This is a genomic window from Pseudovibrio exalbescens DSM 16456, assembly GCF_000422785.1.
GTDB lineage: Bacteria > Pseudomonadota > Alphaproteobacteria > Rhizobiales > Stappiaceae > Pseudovibrio > Pseudovibrio exalbescens.
Genome location: NZ_AUGS01000010.1, coordinates 109,379 through 128,460 on the forward strand (window position 1 = coordinate 109,379; position 19,082 = coordinate 128,460).

16 protein-coding genes are annotated in these 19,082 nt (G+C 54.3%); 10 read left to right on the forward strand and 6 right to left on the reverse strand.

Annotated features, from left to right (window positions below; translation table 11 throughout):
* The first annotated feature begins 256 nt into the window (after positions 1-256).
* The 9 genes from G512_RS0109515 to G512_RS0109555 are packed head-to-tail and all read left to right on the forward strand — an operon-like array spanning position 257 to position 10,447.
* Positions 257-1,468, forward strand: coding sequence for an NnrS family protein (locus G512_RS0109515; protein WP_028481516.1), 1,212 nt, complete (start codon positions 257-259; stop codon positions 1,466-1,468).
* Positions 1,465-1,878 carry a hypothetical protein gene (locus tag G512_RS0109520; protein ID WP_028481517.1) on the forward strand — a complete coding sequence of 138 codons (414 nt, stop codon included), beginning with the start codon at positions 1,465-1,467 and terminating at the stop codon, positions 1,876-1,878. The genes G512_RS0109515 and G512_RS0109520 overlap by 4 nt, the downstream gene beginning before the upstream one ends.
* Positions 1,866-4,082 carry a NosR/NirI family protein gene (locus G512_RS0109525; RefSeq protein WP_028481518.1) on the forward strand — a complete coding sequence of 739 codons (2,217 nt, stop codon included), beginning with the start codon at positions 1,866-1,868 and terminating at the stop codon, positions 4,080-4,082. The genes G512_RS0109520 and G512_RS0109525 overlap by 13 nt, the downstream gene beginning before the upstream one ends.
* Before the next feature lie 15 nt (positions 4,083-4,097).
* The gene (nosZ, locus tag G512_RS0109530) at positions 4,098-6,047 is read left to right on the forward strand and encodes a TAT-dependent nitrous-oxide reductase (protein WP_028481519.1); all 1,950 of its coding nucleotides are present in this window, start codon (positions 4,098-4,100) and stop codon (positions 6,045-6,047) included.
* A gap of 3 nt (positions 6,048-6,050) precedes the next feature.
* Positions 6,051-7,304, forward strand: a complete 1,254-nt coding sequence (locus G512_RS0109535) for a nitrous oxide reductase family maturation protein NosD (RefSeq protein ID WP_028481520.1) — start codon at positions 6,051-6,053, stop codon at positions 7,302-7,304.
* A complete protein-coding gene (locus tag G512_RS0109540; RefSeq protein WP_028481521.1) occupies positions 7,301-8,188 on the forward strand; it encodes an ABC transporter ATP-binding protein in 888 nt (295 codons plus the stop codon). Before G512_RS0109535 ends, G512_RS0109540 begins: the two co-directional genes overlap by 4 nt.
* Entirely contained in the window at positions 8,185-9,006 is an 822-nt protein-coding gene (locus G512_RS0109545; protein WP_028481522.1) for an ABC transporter permease, read from the forward strand. Before G512_RS0109540 ends, G512_RS0109545 begins: the two co-directional genes overlap by 4 nt.
* A complete protein-coding gene (locus tag G512_RS0109550) occupies positions 9,003-9,527 on the forward strand; it encodes a nitrous oxide reductase accessory protein NosL (RefSeq protein ID WP_028481523.1) in 525 nt (174 codons plus the stop codon). Before G512_RS0109545 ends, G512_RS0109550 begins: the two co-directional genes overlap by 4 nt.
* Positions 9,524-10,447: an FAD:protein FMN transferase gene (locus G512_RS0109555; protein WP_028481524.1), complete on the forward strand. Its 924-nt coding sequence runs from the start codon at positions 9,524-9,526 to the stop codon at positions 10,445-10,447. The genes G512_RS0109550 and G512_RS0109555 overlap by 4 nt, the downstream gene beginning before the upstream one ends.
* A gap of 52 nt (positions 10,448-10,499) precedes the next feature.
* On the opposite strand, the gene G512_RS22105 is transcribed toward G512_RS0109555, so the two are convergent.
* Positions 10,500-11,108, reverse strand: a complete 609-nt coding sequence (locus G512_RS22105; protein ID WP_028481525.1) for a TetR/AcrR family transcriptional regulator — start codon at positions 11,106-11,108, stop codon at positions 10,500-10,502.
* Positions 11,109-11,386: 278 nt separating this feature from the next.
* On the opposite strand from G512_RS22105, the gene G512_RS0109565 reads away from it, so the two are divergent.
* Positions 11,387-12,757, forward strand: a complete 1,371-nt coding sequence (locus tag G512_RS0109565; protein ID WP_028481526.1) for an NAD(P)/FAD-dependent oxidoreductase — start codon at positions 11,387-11,389, stop codon at positions 12,755-12,757.
* 590 nt (positions 12,758-13,347) lie between these two features.
* Here G512_RS0109565 and G512_RS0109570 read toward each other — a convergent pair.
* Genes G512_RS0109570 through G512_RS0109590 form a run of 5 tightly spaced genes read right to left on the reverse strand, consistent with a single transcriptional unit; the run spans position 13,348 to position 19,072 of the window.
* Positions 13,348-14,364 (reverse strand): LacI family DNA-binding transcriptional regulator, encoded by a 1,017-nt coding sequence (locus G512_RS0109570; protein WP_028481527.1) that lies wholly within the window; start codon positions 14,362-14,364, stop codon positions 13,348-13,350.
* Positions 14,365-14,367: 3 nt separating this feature from the next.
* Entirely contained in the window at positions 14,368-15,855 is a 1,488-nt protein-coding gene (locus G512_RS22110; protein WP_051269182.1) for a glycerophosphodiester phosphodiesterase, read from the reverse strand.
* On the reverse strand, positions 15,852-16,928 hold the full coding sequence (locus tag G512_RS0109580) for an ABC transporter ATP-binding protein (RefSeq protein WP_028481528.1): 1,077 nt from the start codon (positions 16,926-16,928) through the stop codon (positions 15,852-15,854). The genes G512_RS22110 and G512_RS0109580 overlap by 4 nt, the downstream gene beginning before the upstream one ends.
* On the reverse strand, positions 16,928-17,755 hold the full coding sequence (locus G512_RS0109585) for a carbohydrate ABC transporter permease (protein ID WP_028481529.1): 828 nt from the start codon (positions 17,753-17,755) through the stop codon (positions 16,928-16,930). The genes G512_RS0109580 and G512_RS0109585 overlap by 1 nt, the downstream gene beginning before the upstream one ends.
* A gap of 9 nt (positions 17,756-17,764) precedes the next feature.
* Positions 17,765-19,072, reverse strand: coding sequence for a carbohydrate ABC transporter permease (locus G512_RS0109590; RefSeq protein WP_028481530.1), 1,308 nt, complete (start codon positions 19,070-19,072; stop codon positions 17,765-17,767).
* Between the last annotated feature and the right edge of the window lie 10 nt (positions 19,073-19,082).

The window sequence follows — 19,082 nt, forward strand, 5'->3', positions numbered from 1 at the left end:
TGTCAACTACACCAATCAATAGGTATTAGGAAGACTTTTGAGAATTGGCGGTTAAATGAGTGGCAGGCAGTATGTTTATGGCCAGCGTATAGCGCCTATAGTGCGTTTTTCTCGCTGGAAGTAAGTGGTCTGATTAGGTTGGCGAGATCGGCATAAAGCGAGATGGCGAACTTAAATAGGCAAATTATATGCGTATTGAATTTGCTTTTACCTGTCGGTTTGGCGCGAAGTGATCAGCGTTGGAATAGGATCCTGAATGTCGACGACATCACAACTCATTCGGTCTTGGCGCGGCCCAGCTGTCTTGAGCTTTGGTTTTCGCCCATTCTTTCTGGGCGCTGCTCTGTGGGCGGCACTTTCCGGAGTGGTGTGGGTCCTGATGTTGTCGGGCAAGGTGGTCTTGCCAACGGCCTTAGATCCCGTCTCCTGGCATGCACATGAGTTCTTGTTTGGATACTTAGGCGCGGTAATCGCGGGATTTTTGCTGACCGCGATACCCAATTGGACCGGACGTTTGCCTATCGTCGGGTGGCCCTTGGCAACCTTGTTTGGTTTGTGGCTCCTCGGCAGGGCTGTGGTCGCCAGTTCCGCGTTGCTCCCAACCGGTTTGGTAATCATGGTTGATCTGTCGATGCCCATTGCGTTGGCGATTGCGAGTGCCCGGGAGATTTATGCTGGTCAGAATTGGCGCAATCTGGCAGTGCTGGCCATGCTCGTGGCGTTTATTGTGGCTAACGGTGTTTTCCATGTCAGTGCAGCTGAGGGTGAGTATGCAGCACAAGGCATAGGCATGCGTCTCGGTGTAGCCGCCGCTGTTATGATGGTGGCGGTTATTGGCGGGCGAATTGTTCCGTCATTTACCCGCAACTGGCTGGCGAAGCGCGGCGCTTCAAGAAAAACCTCGTTGCCCGCGGTGCAAGTGTTCGATCGAGCAGCTCTGATCGTGCTGTTGGCCGCACTGGCCGTATGGGTGTTCGCGCCTTTCGAGCGATTGACTGGGCTGTTTCTACTCGGTGCGGGTGCTTTTCACCTGCTGCGTTTGGCGAGATGGAAAGGGTGGCTCACATTCGCCGAGCCCTTGGTCTTGATCCTGCACGGCGCGTATTTGTTCCTCCCAATCGGGCTGCTTGTATTGGGTCTAGAAATACTCGTACCAGGTACTTTGGGTATGGCGACCGCCCAACATGTCCTCATGGCTGGCGTTATTGGGTCCATGACACTCGCAGTCATGACCCGTGCCACTCTTGGTCATACAGGAAGATCGCTTTCGGCAGGACCTGCGACGACCTTAATTTATGCAGCCGTAATTGTTTCTGTGTTTAGCCGGGTAGGTGCTGGCGTATGGCTTGAGCACGCCTCTCTTTTCCATGCCGTTTCTGGTTGGGCCTGGTTCGGCGCGTTTGCGGGGTTTGTTTTCGTTTATGGCCCCTTGCTGATTTCCGAGCGCAAAAAGTCGGGGGGCTCATGAACAGTATAGGCAGGCTTTGCCAGCTCCGCATACTGGTTGCCTTTGTGTTCGCCATAGGTTTCGCTGCACCGCAGGTCAGCGTAGCGCTTGAGTACGCCGCTGGAGCAGAACGCATCTCTGTACTCGCAAATAAAACAATTGGGGGTGCGTCAAAGCATCAATTCCTGAAGCGCTCTCGCTGTCATTCCAAGTCCGCCAAGGCCAAAGGGCTGCTGTCTGAGCAGGCAAAGTCTGGCGACAGTGGATCAAATTCGACCGGATTTGAGGCATTTTCCGGAAAGGGTCTTACAGCTCTGACATATGGGTTGGGATCGCCGGCGCCCGTGTTTCTTTCCTTCGCAAAACCATTTGCCGTCTTCGGTTCTGCTGTGGCTCGTGCTCCACCGAGGTTCTACTCATGCCCCATCTGATCATTTCCCGTGCATTGCGGTTCCTCACTGTTGTTTTCTCCCTGGCGCTATTAGTGGTACTGCCGACGGATGCTTTTTCCCAGTCGCAGAGCAATCTGTTAAGCCGCTTCCTCGCCCAAACCCCACCCTCATCACTTGTTGAAGGCGCAGACGCGTACGGCGGTGTGAAAGAAGACTTGCCGGTTGCACCGCTTCTCAAGGATGGAACCCAAATCGGGTGGGTCTGGGTCACATCCGATTTCGTTGGTACGACTGGCTACTCTGGAAAGCCAATTCACACACTGGTGGCTATTGGGCCCGACGCGACCATCTTGGGCGCGAAACTTGTCGAACACTCGGAGCCAATCGTTTTGGTTGGTATTCCCGACGAGAAGATCAAAGCGCTGACAAGAAGTTACGTAGGTGTTGATCTCGTCGAAGAAGCGAGCTCTGGTGGCCAGTCTCATGATCTGGACATCATCTCGGGTGCGACAGTTACAATCATTGTCATAGATGACTCTATTGTGCGGTCCGGTCTGAAGGTGGCCCGCGCTCTGGAACTCGGAGGGCTTAAGCAGGCTAAAGCCCAAGGACCCAAATTCGTAATCAATGAGGATGCTCAGGCTGCGGGCGATTGGACCAGTCTCGTCGGTGACGGCACTGTTCGGCGTTTGGATTTGGACGTTTCGCAAGTCAATCAAGCTTTCGCGAATTCAGCCGATCCACGTGCTGCCCGTCATCCTGAAAAGGGACCAGATGAGGATACCTTCATAAAGCTGGCTGTTGCTCCAGTCAGCGTGCCTGCGATTGGCAAGGTGCTGCTGGGTGAGAACGGTTATTCCGGTCTGTCTAATTGGTTGGCTGCCGGAGATCATGCATTGATGGTTGTCGGGCGTGGTCGGTATTCATTCAAGGGCTCCGGGTATGTTCGCGGCGGGATTTTTGACCGCATACAAGTAGTCCAAGGCGACAACAGCTTTCGGTTCAGAGATCGCTCTCACAAGCGGGTTAGCAACATAGCCGTTGACGGCTCCCCCAGCTTTAAGGAAATGGATCTGTTCAAGATCCCCGCGGACGCGGGTTTTGATCCAACCAAGCCCTGGCGGCTGGAGCTCTTGGTCCAGCGGCGTGTTGGCGCTATCGACAAGGCGTTCGTCACTTTCGGCTTGGACTATCGTTTGCCGGAAAAATACTTGAGTCCGGTCATCGCACAAAAGGTCGAACCCACCGGCTCTGCCGCGGCGGCGGTGCAACGAGCGGACCAAAGCGAAATTGCGGCAAAGCAGGCGCTCTGGAAGCGGATCTGGTGGCAAAAACGCTTTGAAATTGCTGGCCTGCTTGTCATGCTCGGCACGTTGACCATTGCCTTCTTTTTCCAAAGATGGCTGGTGAAGTCAGAAAAGATCACCTTCTGGTTCCGCATTGGCTTTCTTACGCTCACCCTGTTCTTCCTTGGTTGGTATGCCAACGCTCAGCTTTCCGTCGTGAATTTGATGGCTCTTGGAGGTGCCCTGGCTACTGGGTTTAGCTGGGACGCGTTCTTGATGGAGCCGCTGACATTCATTCTCTGGTTCTCTGTAGCCGCAGCGCTCTTGTTCTGGGGGCGCGGAGCTTATTGTGGGTGGTTGTGTCCTTTTGGAGCACTTCAGGAATTGTTGAACCGTGTCGCGAAGTTGGCGCGTGTTCCGCAATGGACATTGCCATTTGGCCTCAATGAGCGCTTGTGGGCCGTAAAATACATGATCTTTTTGGTGCTGTTCGGCTTGTCTCTGGCGTCTATGCCTTGGGCTGAGCGGTTTGCCGAGGTCGAGCCATTCAAGACGGCCATTATCCTCAAGTTCGATCGTAGTTGGCCCTTTGTTCTTTTCGCGTTGGCAATGCTCGCACCCGGACTGTTCATTGAACGATTTTATTGCCGGTATGTGTGTCCACTTGGAGGGGCCCTCGCAATACCGGCGCGTATGCGGATGTTTGACTGGCTCAAGCGCTACCCTGATTGCGGTAGACCCTGTCAGACGTGTGCAATTGAGTGTCCGGTTCAAGCCATTCATCCAACTGGAGAAATCAACCCGAACGAATGTGTGAACTGCCTACACTGTCAGGTTCTCTACCATTCTGAGAAAAAGTGTCCGGTGGTCATTCGACAGGTGAAGAGGCGGGCGAATATCGCGGCTTCTTCCGGAAAAACGGCCGCGCAGAAGCGTGCAGCCTCAACACAACCTTGAGGAGAGGAGATACTCATGGGTGATCAGGTGAACCAAACAAAACGCAAGGGGCTGAACCGCAGGCAAATGCTCAGTGCCACTGCTGCCGGCGCGGCATTTACGGCAGGCAGTGGGGGCGGAATGGCCCTTCTTGGTGGGGCTGCTGGCCTTGGTGTGAGCGGGGGGATCAGTCCTGTCCAGGCGGCTACCGGAAAGGTGGAGCTAAGTCCGGGTGAACTCGACCCATATTTCGGCTTCTGGTCTTCCGGCCAGACTGGTGAGCTAAGAATCCTTGGTTTCCCATCAATGCGCGAGCTCATGCGTGTCCCGGTTTTCAACCGCTGCTCGGCTACCGGATGGGGGCAAACCAACGAGAGCCTCAAGGTCATGACGGAAGGACTGCTTCCAGAAACGAAGGAGTTTTTGGCCAAGCGCAATCAGGTTACATACGACAACGGCGACTTGCATCACCCGCACATGTCCTTCACGGACGGAACCTATGATGGTCGTTATCTTTTCATGAATGACAAGGCCAACACGCGTGTTGCTCGGGTTCGCTGCGATGTCATGAAATGTGACAAGATTCTCGAAATCCCGAATGCGCATGATATTCACGGCATGCGGCCCCAGAAATACCCGCGGACGGGCTATGTATTCGCGAATGGCGAACACGAAGCCCCGCTGGTAAATGATGGCTCCATTCTGGACAGCCCAGAAGAGTACGTGAACATTTTCACGGCAATTGATGGTGACACCATGGAAGTTGCGTGGCAGGTCATTGTGTCAGGGAACCTTGATAACTGCGACTGCGACTACCAAGGAAAATATGCTTTCTCAACGAGTTACAACTCCGAGATGGGGATGAACCTTGCTGAGATGACTGCAAACGAGATGGATCACGTGGTGGTGTTCAACATCGCCGAAATCGAGAAAGCAGTTCAGAGCGGGGACTATCAGGAACTGAATGGTGTGCCGGTCATTGACGGGCGCAAGGGTAAGAACAAGAAGTACACCCGCTACATTCCGATCCCTAACAGTCCGCATGGCATCAACACCGCGCCGGATCAGAAACACGTTGTGGTCAATGGCAAATTGTCTCCCACGTGCTCTGTGCTGGATGTGACGAAGTTCGACGCCTTGTTCGAAGGAGACGTTGATCCGCGTTCTGCAGTAGTCGCTGAACCAGAGCTTGGTTTGGGGCCACTCCATACGGCTTTTGACGGCAAAGGCTATGCATATACGACCCTGTTCCTGGATAGCCAGATGGTGAAATGGGACATGGAAAAGGCGATCCGTGCCTTTAATGGTGAGGACGTAAGCCCAATCATCTCGAAGGTGGATGTTCACTATCAACCCGGTCATAACCACACAACCATGGGCGAAACCAAGGAAGCCGATGGCACCTGGCTGATTTCCTTGAACAAGTTCTCGAAGGATCGGTTCCTGAACGTAGGGCCGCTCAAGCCAGAAAATGAGCAGATCATCGATATCTCTACGGATGAGATGAAGGTGGTGCACGATGGTCCAACCTTTGCCGAGCCACATGACGTGATCCTTGTGCGGAGCGACATTGTGAATCCGGTCTCTGTTTGGGATCGCGCAGATCCGTTCTTCGCGGACGCGGTTGAGCAAGCCAAAGTGGATGGGATTGAGCTGGAGTACGACAACAAGGTTATCCGGGATGGAAACAAGGTCCGGGTCTACATGACCTCCATGGCACCTGTGTTCGGTCTTGAGAAGTTCACCGTAAAGCAGGGGGATGAAGTAACCGTCATCATCACGAATATCGATGATATCGATGATCTGACGCACGGCTTCACTCTTGGCAACTATGGCGTGGCAATGGAGTTGGCACCGCAGGCCACGGCTTCGGTGACGTTCACCGCGGATCGCCCAGGCGTCCATTGGTACTATTGTCAGTGGTTCTGCCACGCGCTCCACATGGAAATGCGTGGTCGTATGCTTGTTGAGCCGCAAGGAGTATAGCAGATGCAGCTCCTTCGGCTTTTGACAGTGCTTCTTTCCTTGGGCCTAGCAGATGCAAGAGCCCTCGAAGTTTTGCTTGAGCCGGGGAGCGATCTGGCTGGAACCCTGGAAAGAATTAAACCCGGCGGGACAATTCGTCTTGCCGGGGGTGTTCATGAAGGTCCAATTACAATCGACAAACCGCTACGTTTTGTGTGTGACGACGGAGCTATTGTGAAAGGCAATGGTACCGGATCAGTCATTACTGTTTCGAGCCCTTCTGTCCTTGTGAGCGGATGTCAGATACGTGGTTCAGGCGATCGCCACGAAACGATCGACTCCGGTGTCCAGTTGCTGGAAGGTGCAACCAACGCCGTTGTTGAAGGCAATCATCTTACCGAGAACCTTTATGGAATTGACGTGCATGGCGCACGGAATGCTCAAGTAATAGGAAACACTATTATCGGACCGCAAGGGCACCGAATGAACCGACGAGGTAATGGTGTATACGTGTGGAATGCACCAGGGGCAAAGGTCATAGGAAATACCATTCGCTTTGGCCGGGATGGTATATTTACAAATACTTCGCGCGATAATGTGTTTTCTAAGAATATATTTCGAGATCTACGTTTCGCAGTACATTACATGTATACGCAAGACAGTATCGTATCCGATAATATTTCGATCGGTAACCATCTTGGCTATGCGATTATGTTCTCGAAAAGCGTCAGTGTACTGAATAATGCATCGATAGATGATCGAGATCACGGAATAATGTTGAATTACGCAAATGACGGTGTTGTTCGGGGTAATTATGTAAAGGGTACTTTGGACAGGTCTCTTTTTATCTACAATTCTCACAAGAATTCGATCAACGGCAACCGGTTCGAAGCAAGCGGAACCGGGATACATTTCACAGCGGGATCTGAGCGCAACGCCATCTACGGAAATGCTTTCATAGATAATCGTCAGCAGGTGAAGTACGTGGGCTCCAAATGGGTAGACTGGAGTCAAAACGGCCAGGGGAACTTTTGGTCGGATCATGCTGCTTATGATTTGAATAATGATTCCATAGCGGACGCGCCGTATCGCCCCAACGATGCGATCGATCGGATTTTATGGACGCAACCGGCGGCCAAATTATTGTTGGGAAGCCCGGCGGTTCAGCTGGTGCGTTGGGCGCAGAAGGCTTTTCCGGCGACACTGCCGGGCGGGGTGATTGACCGCAAGCCCCTGATGAAGCCGGTAAATCCTCAAGCGATGGAGAGTGTTCAATGACACTTCAGGTCAGTGGTGCGTCGATCGTACGGGGCGGCGTTCGAACCCTCAATCAGGTGTCGCTCTCCGTCGCCAGAGGAGAGCGTGTAGCATTGGTTGGCCACAACGGAGCCGGCAAAACCACCTTGATGAAGGCGGTGCTGGGGCTCTGGCCCCTGGATGAGGGGGAAGTTAGCATTATGGGCGAGCCGCCCGGCAGCAAGGCCGCACAGGAAAGGACGGCTTACCTGCCTGAGAATGTGTCTTTTCATCCCGCGCTGACAGGGCGGGAAGTGCTGCAGATGCTTGCCTCCATCCGAAAGGATAGCGCGTCGGTTGAGCGCCTTTTGGAGCGCGTTGGCATTGCTGACGCTGCATCCCGGCGCATCGGGACGTATTCCAAGGGGATGCGACAAAGACTTGGGTTGGCTCAAGCGTTGCTGGCACAGCCTCGATTGGCTGTATTGGATGAGCCAACCAGCGGTTTGGATCCGGTGTCCAGAAATGATTTCTACAAGTTGGTGGATGAACTCGCTGGCAATGGTACGGCGATACTCATTTCTTCACATGCGTTGACCGAACTTGAAGCCAAAACCGATAGAATTGCCATTCTTCGTAATGGGCATCTAGTCGTCAATGACACCCTCACTGCGCTCCGCCAGCAAGCGGGTCTCCCAATCAAGGTCCGGATAACAGCCAACTCCATGCTGACTGACGCTATTGCCGAGAGTTTGGGAGGACGCAGGATAAACGGTCAGTCATTGGAACTGGTTTGTGCGCCGGAAACCAAGGTGAAGACACTCTCACGGATAACCGAACTTGGTTCGATCATCGAAGATGTTGATGTAATCCCGCCATGCCTTGATGAGCTCTATCAATATTACAGTGCGGAGGATCAACAATGAGAACCGCTTTCGCCTTTGCCGCAAATGAGTTTCGAATATCCAGGCGCAACAGGTTGTTGTGGGCCTCGGTTCTGATGATGGTGCTTTTTTCTGGAGCTTTGACTCTTTTGAGTTCCGGCTCGGCGGGGAACTTGGGTGTAGACACGCTGACGGCCGCAAGCGCCAGTTTGGCAACGCTTTCTGTATATCTGGTTCCGTTGATTGCGCTGATCCTGTCTTTCGATGCAATTGCCGGCGAGCTTGAACGCGGGACGCTTGCTTTGATACTCACCTATCCAGCACCCCGATTTTCCCTGATTTTCGGGAAGTTTCTCGCACACGGCGCCACATTGGCCATTGCGCTGTGCCTTGGGTACGGCGTGGCTGCAGGCGTTTCGCTGGCAGTAGGCAGTGCATCCATTGAAAGTGCCATGTATCTGCTGCGGCTGCTGGGCGGGGCATTACTGCTGGGGGCTTCATTTTTGGGCCTTGGCTATGCGCTCTCAGCCTGGACGAGGTCAACTGGGGCGGCCGCAGGATATGCGATCGGCGCTTGGCTGTTTGTTGTTGTCCTTTACGATGTGGCGCTTTTGGCTGGGCTTGTTGTGGACACTAGTGGCGGCCCGTTCAGCAAAATTTACTTTCCCTGGCTTTTGATTGCCAATCCGGCCGATGCCTTTCGGTTGGTAACCTTGCCAAGCGGTCAGGCCGCAGAACTTTCCTCCGGCTTCATTTCCTCTGCTGCTGCGATGAGTGCTGGGCCTCTCGTTTCTCTGCTTGCGTGGCCTGTGGCGATGCTTGTTTTGGCCTGGATGTCCATTCGAAGGATTTCACCATGAAACCGCTTTTTGCAATCGTCTTGTTGTTGTTCGTAACGTCTTGTGCCGACGATCAAAACGCCGGAAAAAGCAAGCCGTCGCCAGTTGAACTTACCGCGGATGCTGTCAGCCACTACTGCCAGATGAATGTTTTGGAGCATCCTGGCCCCAAGGCGCAGATACATGTAGCCGGAATGCTGGCGCCCTTGTTCTTCTCTCAAGTGAGGGACGCCATAGCTTTCATCAAGTCAGAAGAACGTCCCGGCGAAGTGATGGCAGTATACGTTTCGGATATGGCGAAGGCTCCCTCATGGGATGAGCCCGGGAAAAACAATTGGATAGATGCGGAAAGTGCCTATCTGGTTGTCGGCTCCAACAAGAGGGGGGGGATGGGGGCACCCGAAATCGCACCGTTTGGAACTGGCGAGGCAGCAGCTCGTTTTGCCGAAAATTACGGCGGCGAAGTTATGACACTAGAGGGCATCCCAAAGGACGCGGTACTGGGCAGTGTGAACCTGTTTGATGAAGGAGCTCAGCGATGAATAGGCGGCGTTTTCTCTCCATTTTCGCCAGCACGGCTGTAAGTGCTACTATCGCGGGACCGTTCGCTGCCTCTGCCAGTATGTCGCGGTGGCAGGGTGTTGCGTTGGGCGCGCGAGCCGAAATCCTTATCGATCACCCTTACGCTGAAGAATTGGTCGACGCGGCTCGGGCCGAGATTGTGCGTTTGGAGAAGATTTTCAGTCTTTATCTTGAGGACAGTGCGCTGTCGAAACTGAACCGCAAAGGTGAGTTGACATCGCCTCCGCTCGAACTGGTGGAGCTCTTGAGTCTGGCGCGCCATATCAACCAGAAATCAGATGGACTGTTCGACCCTACAATTCAGCCGCTTTGGCAACTCTATGCAAAGCATGGAGTTGAAGGATCAAAGCCAAGTTTATCGGAGATCAAGGAGGCAATGATCCGCACAGGGATGGAGCGAGTTGCTGTATCCCCTGACCGGATTGTCTTTGACACAGAGGGAATGGCATTAACCTTAAATGGGATCGCGCAAGGGTTCATTGCTGACAAGGTGGCCAATCTTCTGGCTCGCGAAGGCCTGACAAACGCCCTTGTTGAGACGGGTGAAATCCGTAGCCTTGGGCCAAAGCGATCCGGGCGCCCTTGGAAAGTGGGCATAGTACGACCTAACGGCAAGTCAGAAGAGACGATCGAGTTGACAAATGGGGCGCTGGCGACGTCGGCGCCGGATGGGACCTTGTTGGATCCCGTTGGAAAACAAGGACATATTTTGCATCCACGCCAAGGTGCGGCGGAGATGAGGTGGCGCCTTGTCACAGTGTCTGCACCTCAGGCCGTTGTGGCGGATGCGCTATCGACGGCCTTCTGCTTGATGGAAAAAAAGCAAATGACGGCGACACTAGCTCAGTTCCCAGGAGCAAAGATCAAGCACCTCGCATAGTTTGAAGTGAAGCATCAGAGTGTGTGTGCCGAAAGCTGCAGCGCGTTTCCCGCTATTTGGGTAATCGGACTGCCAGATAGGAGGTAACCATACCCTCGACAACCTTTAGGTGAGCTTGAGCGGCCGCCCGGGGCATGTCTTGCACCATATCAAAGATGCTGGTGCAGCATTCTATGATGACGCGGGCCATCGTTGTGGCATCATCTGAAGTAATCTCCGGATTATGGCGTGTGATGGCCTCCGCAAAACGTCTGGCGAGGAGCGTGTTGTCCTTCTGATCCAGCTCGCGGAGTGCGGGAGACGCCTTCATTGCTTTCCTCACCGCAATGAGTGCTGGCCGGCCTGAAAACCTTGCGTGGGTTCGCTGAACCAATGCTGGCCAGTTTCCAAAGGCTGCAATCTCATCAATGTCATCGAACCACGTATTCCACTCATCCATGGCTTGCTGAGAGAGCGCCGTTACAACAGCCAGCTTATTCGGAAAATATCGATAAAGTGTTTGGATGCCGATCCCGCATCGTTCTGCAAGCGCATTCGTCGTAAATCCGTCCCATCCCTTTTCCAGAAGAAGCAAGGTCGCCGTTTCCAGAATGAGATCAAAGGTTCGCGCAGAGCGTGCCTGCGTGGGGCGTCGGCGAGGTTCGAGTGTGTTGCCTGTCATGATGGTTCCACTGAAACTAACGGAATATTAGAACAGAAGTATATGCTTCTATTTTTGGTATTCTGTTATATATCAGAAAACAGGGAGAATAGATTTGCAACAACCCAGCCACGATATCCCTGCTCGACCCCGCTTTTTCCAATGGAAGGATCTGGGGGCCAACATGTGCAGATGAGGATTGCCGGGCTGTAAGCAAACTTGATTTCGATCGAATGCAACGTTGAACACGGGAGGGGTCGACCTGCGTGAACGGGTGAGGTCGGCCCAGAGGGAGGAAAATGCGCAACGATCCGCTTGTGGCCATGAACCAAAATCAGTCTTTCTGGCAGTTTAAATGGGGCGACTACAGACCCAACAAGCCGTTTGGTTCGGGCCGATATTCGGCCGATGTCGTGATAATTGGCGGCGGCTATACAGGGTTGACTGCAGCACGTGAGATCAAGGCGGACGCACCTCACAAAAGGGTTGTCGTGCTTGAAGCGCGCGAAATCGGGTTTGGGGCATCTGGGCGGAACGGCGGCTTCAACATGACATTGTTCGGCCTTGAACCTGAGGTGACTCTCATGCGGTGGGGGCGCCAGAGAACCGAGCAGGCGCAAGCATATATGCAAAAAGCGGTCGCCTTCGTGAAAGATCTGATTGAAGACAACAATCTGGATTCAGACTACGAGCACACAGGCATGTGGCGGGTTGCCTACTCTGACAAGCAACGGAAACGGTTGGAAAAGACATACTCTCTTCTTTCGGAGATTTCGGGACGGAAGAGTTTTGAGTATTTGGATGCACGTGCAGTTGCGTCGAAATTAAGCGCTCCGCAGATGCGTGCGGCCATATTCGAAAAGGAGTGTGGCATACTGGATCCTTGCAAACACGTGCGCGAACTCAAGCGCTTGGCAATGGAATGCGGCGTTGAGATTTTTGAGAATACCGAGGTGATCGGGTTATCGCGGACTGATACCGGCCTTCGGGTGCAAACACATGATGCAAACATCACCTGTGAGAATGTCGTTGTGGCAACGAATGCCTGGTCTCACCAGTCTCCGGGGCCGAGAAAAATCCGCAACCGGCAATCGCCGGTATGGACCTATCAGATTGTCAGTGAACCGCTGACCTCAGAAGAGTGGCAGCAGATCGGCTGGTCTGGGCGCATGTCGATTGAGGACAATCGCCAGTTCGTTCATTACATGCGTGTCACAAAGTGCGGCCGAATTACCATTGGCGGTGGAGATATTGAGGCGGACATCGGTCGTCGGATGCATCGTTGGCACAGCGAGCAGGTTTGGGATCGCTTGGAAAAGCACTTTCGGTGGCTCTTTCCAACTTTGCGTCACAAAAAGATTGCCTTCAAATGGGGTGGAGCGGTTTCAGTCAATCTGGATATGACGCCCGAAATCAGTTTCATTGGAGATGAACGGATCATCATGGCATCGGGATGTATAGGTCATGGTGTCTCGCTGACACAATTGAACGGCCGTCTCATCGCGGATCTGATTGCCGGTAAGGACAGCCCGTTGACACGGTTTTGGATTGTCAATCGCCGCGCCGTACCAATGCCGCCGGGCAACCTGCTCAGCTACATAGGGATCAAAACCATCTCCAGCATCCTCCATGGCGTGGACCGTTATGAGGAACGTGAGCTGAGAGGATGACAGGGTGTGGTGTAAAGTGTCGTTGTTCAGATAACCGCAACAACGAACGCGTTGAAAATGCGTTCGTTTGAATAAAACGCGCATTTTCGGCGCTGAAGCTGGGAAGCCAGATCCGGTGGGTTGTTATGTGCGATAGATGGTCGATCTCAGCGCGGTTGTTTCAATTCTTGTCAAAGATGGGCAGTCCTCGTCAGAGTTTTGCAAAACTCGTCAGAGAGTAGCAGTGTGTCGGGTGACTTTGGCCGGTGATTTGTCAGAGTTCGTCAAACCTGTGCAGTCTTTGTCCGTCTTTTGCAGAATTTGTCAAAGGTGGTCAGATTTTTGCAGAGAGTGTCAGGCTTTGTCAGTTGGGGGACTGGCAGGATAGGTAAAGTGATATCACTTTACGGGTTTGGCGGGAACTGCGGAGCGTATCCTTTGCTTATTCGCCCATAATGGGCTCAATGCGGGGTAGGGTGGAGTTCGGTTGGAGCTAGGCTTGAGGTGGAACGTAGTTGGCTGCGATGCTTAGGGTGTGTTGCGAGACTCTGGAGAAGTCTTGATCAACACGAATGAAATCAGGTGATGGTCAGGGGAGATCAGATGGTAAGTTACGTTGCTGTTGAGCCGCGCTGCACGAGCGTCACACCTGTGATGACCTCATGGGGCGGGGCCTCTGGCGTTTCCAACCGGTCGAGGAGCAGGCGCATGGTAACCTCGCTCAGCTCCTCTCGGCTCTGAGCGATGGTGGTCAGATCATAGGCCTTCCAGCTCGACTGCGGAATGTCGTCATATCCAACCACCTTCAAATCTTCTGGCACTTTCACATTGTGATCGAAGCGAAGGCCGTCGAGAAACCCCAGCGCCATGTAGTCCGCGACGCAGAAAACACCGTCAATGCCTGATGCTGCCTCCGCAAACGCATGCGCCGCTGCCAGCCCGCCAGCATAGGACTGTCCACCTGCTTCAAGCTTCAAAACGTCCCAGCCCTCGGCCTTTGCCAAAGTTTCAAAGGCAAGGGCTCTGCCCAGAACCGTGTAGGAAGCGCGTTTTGGGACGACAACCGCCAGCCGGTTACAGCCAATTTCCCGCAGGTGCTTGAAGGCAAGGCGCCCACCCGCTGCAAAGTCGGTCAGTACACGGTCAACAGGGGCACCCGTGTCCTGCTTGTTAACCACCACCAATGGCACCCCATGGCTATGGCATTCCATGCAGATTTCCTTTGGCGGTGTATCCGAAGTCACGATCACCCCAGCCACGCTGTATTGAAGCAGTGAACCGATCAGGTCGGCAACATCATCAGCCCGGTCCCCTCGCAACAGGATCGGTCGGAAGCCCTTTTCCAAGAGCATCGAGGACAAAAAGTCGATCTGCTCGGCTCGAAAGGGGTTGTCCAGATTGGCGGCCACAATGCCCACCAAATCCGTGCGTTGCTTGTGAAGAGAACGGGCGAGAACGTTCACCCGGTACCCCAGTTCCCGGGCCGCCTTGATCACCTTTTCCCGGGTTTCCGCAGAAACACTCGCACCATCAGTAAACGTGCGGGAAACGGCAGAGCGGGAAACACCCGCCCTGCGGGCAACATCGTTTGAGGTCACATGGCGCCGCGACCCAGTCGTATCAGTCATTGCTCACTCAGCATCCAACAGCACCTGCGGCCGCTTTTCCAAGAGCCGCTGCGCCAGATAGGGGTAGTTCAGGTTCAGTAGGTCCGGGGAAAGGTCCACCACGCGGCCCATCACTTCAATATCATTGCCCTTGTAGGCGATCATCGCCTGCGCTCCAGCTCTCCGCACCTTTTTGATACTCTCTGGATCTGCATTGGTCGCATTGAACTCTACAATGTCGGGCTGAAGGTCTGCCAGACATTCCTCTACCGAGCCATAATCTTCTGCACGGGCCATAAGCCGAGACTGCGGAAACTTCGAGGCGATGGTCGCAAGGTAATCGCGGCAGAACGACCAGTAAAACACCTTTTCCGTTGGCAGGATCTTGGAGACCTCTTCAACCACGGCGATTGGATCTGCTTCCTTGAGCTCCACATAAAGACCTCCGCCATTGCGGTGGGCACAGTCCACAATCTCTCTCAGCAAGGGAACTTTTTGACCCTTGTGAAATGAAGAGAGCTTGATCCCGGCATCAGCCTTCCTGACTTCTTCCAGCGGCAACTCCCGAATGGCACCGGATCCCGTGGTGGTCCGATCCATCGTCACGTCATGGTGCACCACCAGATGACCGTCCGATGTTTGCTGCAGGTCAATCTCCACGATGTCATAGCCAACGGAATAAGCGGCCTGCGCGGATGCCAGAGTATTTTCAGGTGTAAGCGTGCACAGACCGCGATGGCAGACGATCTGCGGACCATTGGGTACGCGATCGCGATAACGGCGCATCAACTCGGGTTGGTCGGTGCAGATGCCCAAGACTGGCTTTGCCATAAGGGCACGCAGCACAGGCATGCGTTCTTCATGCCAAGTGACCACCGGCATGCCATGGCGTCGGGCTTCGGCGAAGAATTCCGGGGTCAAGAGTTGGTCGGGACGTTCACCGACGTGCTCCCAGCACGGATGGACAATGTCGGCGCCACACGCCACCGCCCGGTCGATGAGAGGAACACCGGGACCAGCCAGCAGGGACAAGGGATAGGGACACCCTTCCGCACGCAACTCAGCGATGGCCTCGGGCTGGGCCGTGCCGAGTATCGCTCTTTCAAAACGAGCCGCCAACAGGCGCTTGACGGCAGCACGCATAACCTCAGGTTGCTTGGCGTCGAGGTAGAGTGCCGTCTCATATTGCTGTGCAAGCGCAATGACCTCATCCAGAAGCGGGGCACGGCGACCGGCAGCTGCGGTAACCTTCGCGATCTGCGCATAGGACAGATCGGATAACCTGTCTTCGCGCCCCGTAATCGCCGCCATAGTTTCATCATGGAAGACAACTGGCTCCCCATCTGCAGAAAGCCTAAGATCTACTTCCCACATCTCCGCACCCAACGCATGTGCGATTTCAAAGGAGGTTAGAGTATTGTCGAATGTATAAGCACTGGCCCCGCGATGAGCGATTGCCAAGGGCGGTTGGTCCGCTGTACGGATCCAGCTACGATCAGGAACGAAGCTCATGCCAACGCTCCCATGTGCAGTCGCGCGCCCGAGGCATCGAACGCCAGAATCTGGTTCTCCGCAATGCCCCAGGAAACTTCATCACCCAAGTGATACCCGCCCCCTTGGCGCTGTATAGACCTCAAAACCGAACCGTTGCTCAAGGTCACGTCGTAAAGCTCCTCTCGGCCTTGCGTTTCAACAAAGCTGATCCTGCCGGTTACCTTCAACGGGTTCTCCGGCTGAAAATGCTCCGGTCGGATGCCCAATCGAATAGGCATACCGGAAGACGGTAGGCCATGTTGACCCCGCAATGGCAGCAGTGCTTCCGATGAGGCAAGCTGAACGCCACCATCAGTGACAACTCCATCAAGGAACGCAATGGGTGGATTGCCAAGGAAACTGGCTACAAACTCGCTATTTGGGTTCTGATACATGTCTTGCGGAGAGCTCAACTGAACGATGTCGCCCTTGTTCATGATGGCAATGCGATCACACATGGACATGGCCTCCACCTGATCGTGGGTCACCAGAATGGCGGTGATGCCAGTTTGCTGCTGGATACGGCGGATTTCCGAGCGCATTTCAAGCCGCAGCTTGGCGTCCAGGTTCGCAAGAGGTTCGTCCAGAAGCAGGATATCTGGCTCCCGCACGAGTGCGCGCGCCAGCGCCACCCGCTGTTGCTGCCCGCCGGAAAGCTGGGCAGGTTTGCGCTCCATCAGCTCCCCAATATGCACCAGTGCGGCAATCTCGCTGACCTTCTTTTCGATGGTCTTCCTGTCCTCTTTGCGGATCATGAGTGGGAAGGCAATGTTCTCATAAGCATTCATGTGCGGGTAGAGTGCATAATTTTGGAACACAACACCCACATTGCGTTGCTGGGATGGCACGAGCGTTACGTCCCGATCTCCGAACAGAAGCTGGCCGCCTGTCATTCGGTGAATGCCACAGATGGCAAACAAGGTCGTGGATTTGCCGCAACCAGACGGCCCCAATAGGGCGAGCATCTCACCGCTTTCCAGTGACAGGGACATGTCCTCAATGACTGTGATGTCGCCGAAGGTCTTTTTGAAGTTCTTGAGTTCGATACGCATCAGCCCTTGGTGCCTCCGCCATAGATGTTCATCAGATGCTTGTTGAAGAGGATGTAGATGAGGATCACAGGGATCGCGTAGAACACACCAACGGATTTGAACTTGGCAAAGTCCATGCTGGTGTCGTCGGAAATAAGGCTCTGCAAGTAGACCCCAAGAACCTGCGCATCCGCACCGGGTGCCAGAACCTGTGGCAGAATGAACTCACTCCAACCGGACAGGAAGGCGAAAATTCCAAGCGCCGTAATTCCCGGCTGCACTTGAGGCAGCACAAGTTTGCGCCAAACCGTGAAGCGAGTGGCCCCATCCGTGAGGCCCGCCATTTCGATTTCCCAGGGAACGGTGTCGTAAAACCCCTTCATGATCCAGACACCAAACGGGATCTCAAGCGCCGCCTTGACCAGAATTACGCCCGCGAGCGTGTCATAAAGGCCTACCATCTGCAGGATGAGGAAGATGGCAATGATCAGCGTGATGGTCGGGAACGCGTGGAGCACGATCAGACCACCGAGAAAAAAGCCGCGGAACGGGAGATGAAGCCGTGAGAGGGCATAACCGCCAGTGAGGGAGACGGAGAGGGCCATCAAGGTTGAAACGCAGGCAAAAATGAAGGTGTTTAAGGTCACCGACCATATACTTGGCCTACCCGGCGCGGGCGCCTCCCACAGGAAGCTCCACGAGCCAAACGAGATCCCATTGGGGATGAATGATCCGGGAGGGCTCACCGTCACCGTATCGATGATCATGTAGGCATACATGGTGACCAATGGTACGGAGGTGAGGCCTAGAGCCAACAGGATCGGCCATGATTTGAAGTTGGTGTTCATGTCCTTCTCCTATTGCTCGATCCGCGGTGAGGTGATCATGCTCTTGAAGTTGAAAAGGCGCAGATAGAAGAGCGAGGCTATGATTCCAATGATCACCAGCACCATGGCAAGCGCCGCTCCATAACCGTATTCCAGATTGCCGCCGTAATTGTTGAGCGCGATCTTGAAGGCATAAAGCGCCCAGACGTTTGTTGCGCTGCCCGGTCCGCCATTGGTGGAGAGCAGGATGTACTCGAACGAGGTGAGCAGCGAGAGCGTCTGATAGGCGGTGGTGAACAGGATGGGCCAGCGCAACTGCGGCAGTATGATGTAGCGCACCTGCTGCCACCGGTTGGCGCCATCCACCTCACTTGCATGGAGCATGGATTGAGGAATGGAGCGGATGGCGCTCGAGAACAGGATCATTCCCATGGAAGCCCCCACAAAACCGTTGATGAGCACGACTACAACCCATGCATGGGTAGCGGTGTGTTTCATCAAGTTGTGGGGAGGCACGCCGAAGTGACTGAGCAGTGTCGACAAGAAACCCGTATCCCAGGTGAGCCACTTCCACATGAGCACATAAAGAACCGGCGGCAGGATGCGCGGCAAGAACCATATGGTACGGAAGAAAGCGGCTTGGCCCGAAGGCAAATAGAATGTTGTAATTGCTAGGAACAGTCCGAAGCCGACGTTGAATGCCAGAGTGAAGGTCACATAGATCGCTGAGTTGGCTGTAGCTCGATACGTGGACGGAAGATTGACTGCCCTGTCATAGTTGGCGCTTGTCCAGATCCAACCGGTGTAGGCCGTCTCTGTCAGAAACACAGCCTCGGCAGGCGAAAGGTTCAGGTTCAGCGACGAAAGGGCACTTTGGAAATCTGCCTCGGTTTCAAAGCGCACATTGAGGACCGACTTCTGAAACAGTTCAGTTGCCTTTTTCAGATCACGGATGGATCTGGGCCGATGGCTCAGGTCCTTGAGAGCTCTCTCAAAATCGCGACGCCCGGTGAAGGTGTCCCCCAGCAGGGTGCTACGAATTTCCGCGATAAACCTCGGCGTGTAGCCTGCGGCCTCTGCTGCTTCAAGGCCAGCCTCGTCGACCACGTAGCTTTCGGAGGACAGGCGCTCAATTGCATCCCCTTGGAACCCCTGTTCGGTAAGGCTGCGGATTGTGGCAGGTGAAATCAGATAGGCACCACCGGAAATGCCGGTTGCTGTGCTCATGTTGGTGAAAGAATACACACCTGTCATAACAACCGGTGCCAAGAAAAACATGATCGTCAGGATCAGAGCCGGAGCCATGAACCCAAGGCCAAACAGGTCTGTGCGGCGCATTGTGTCCTCC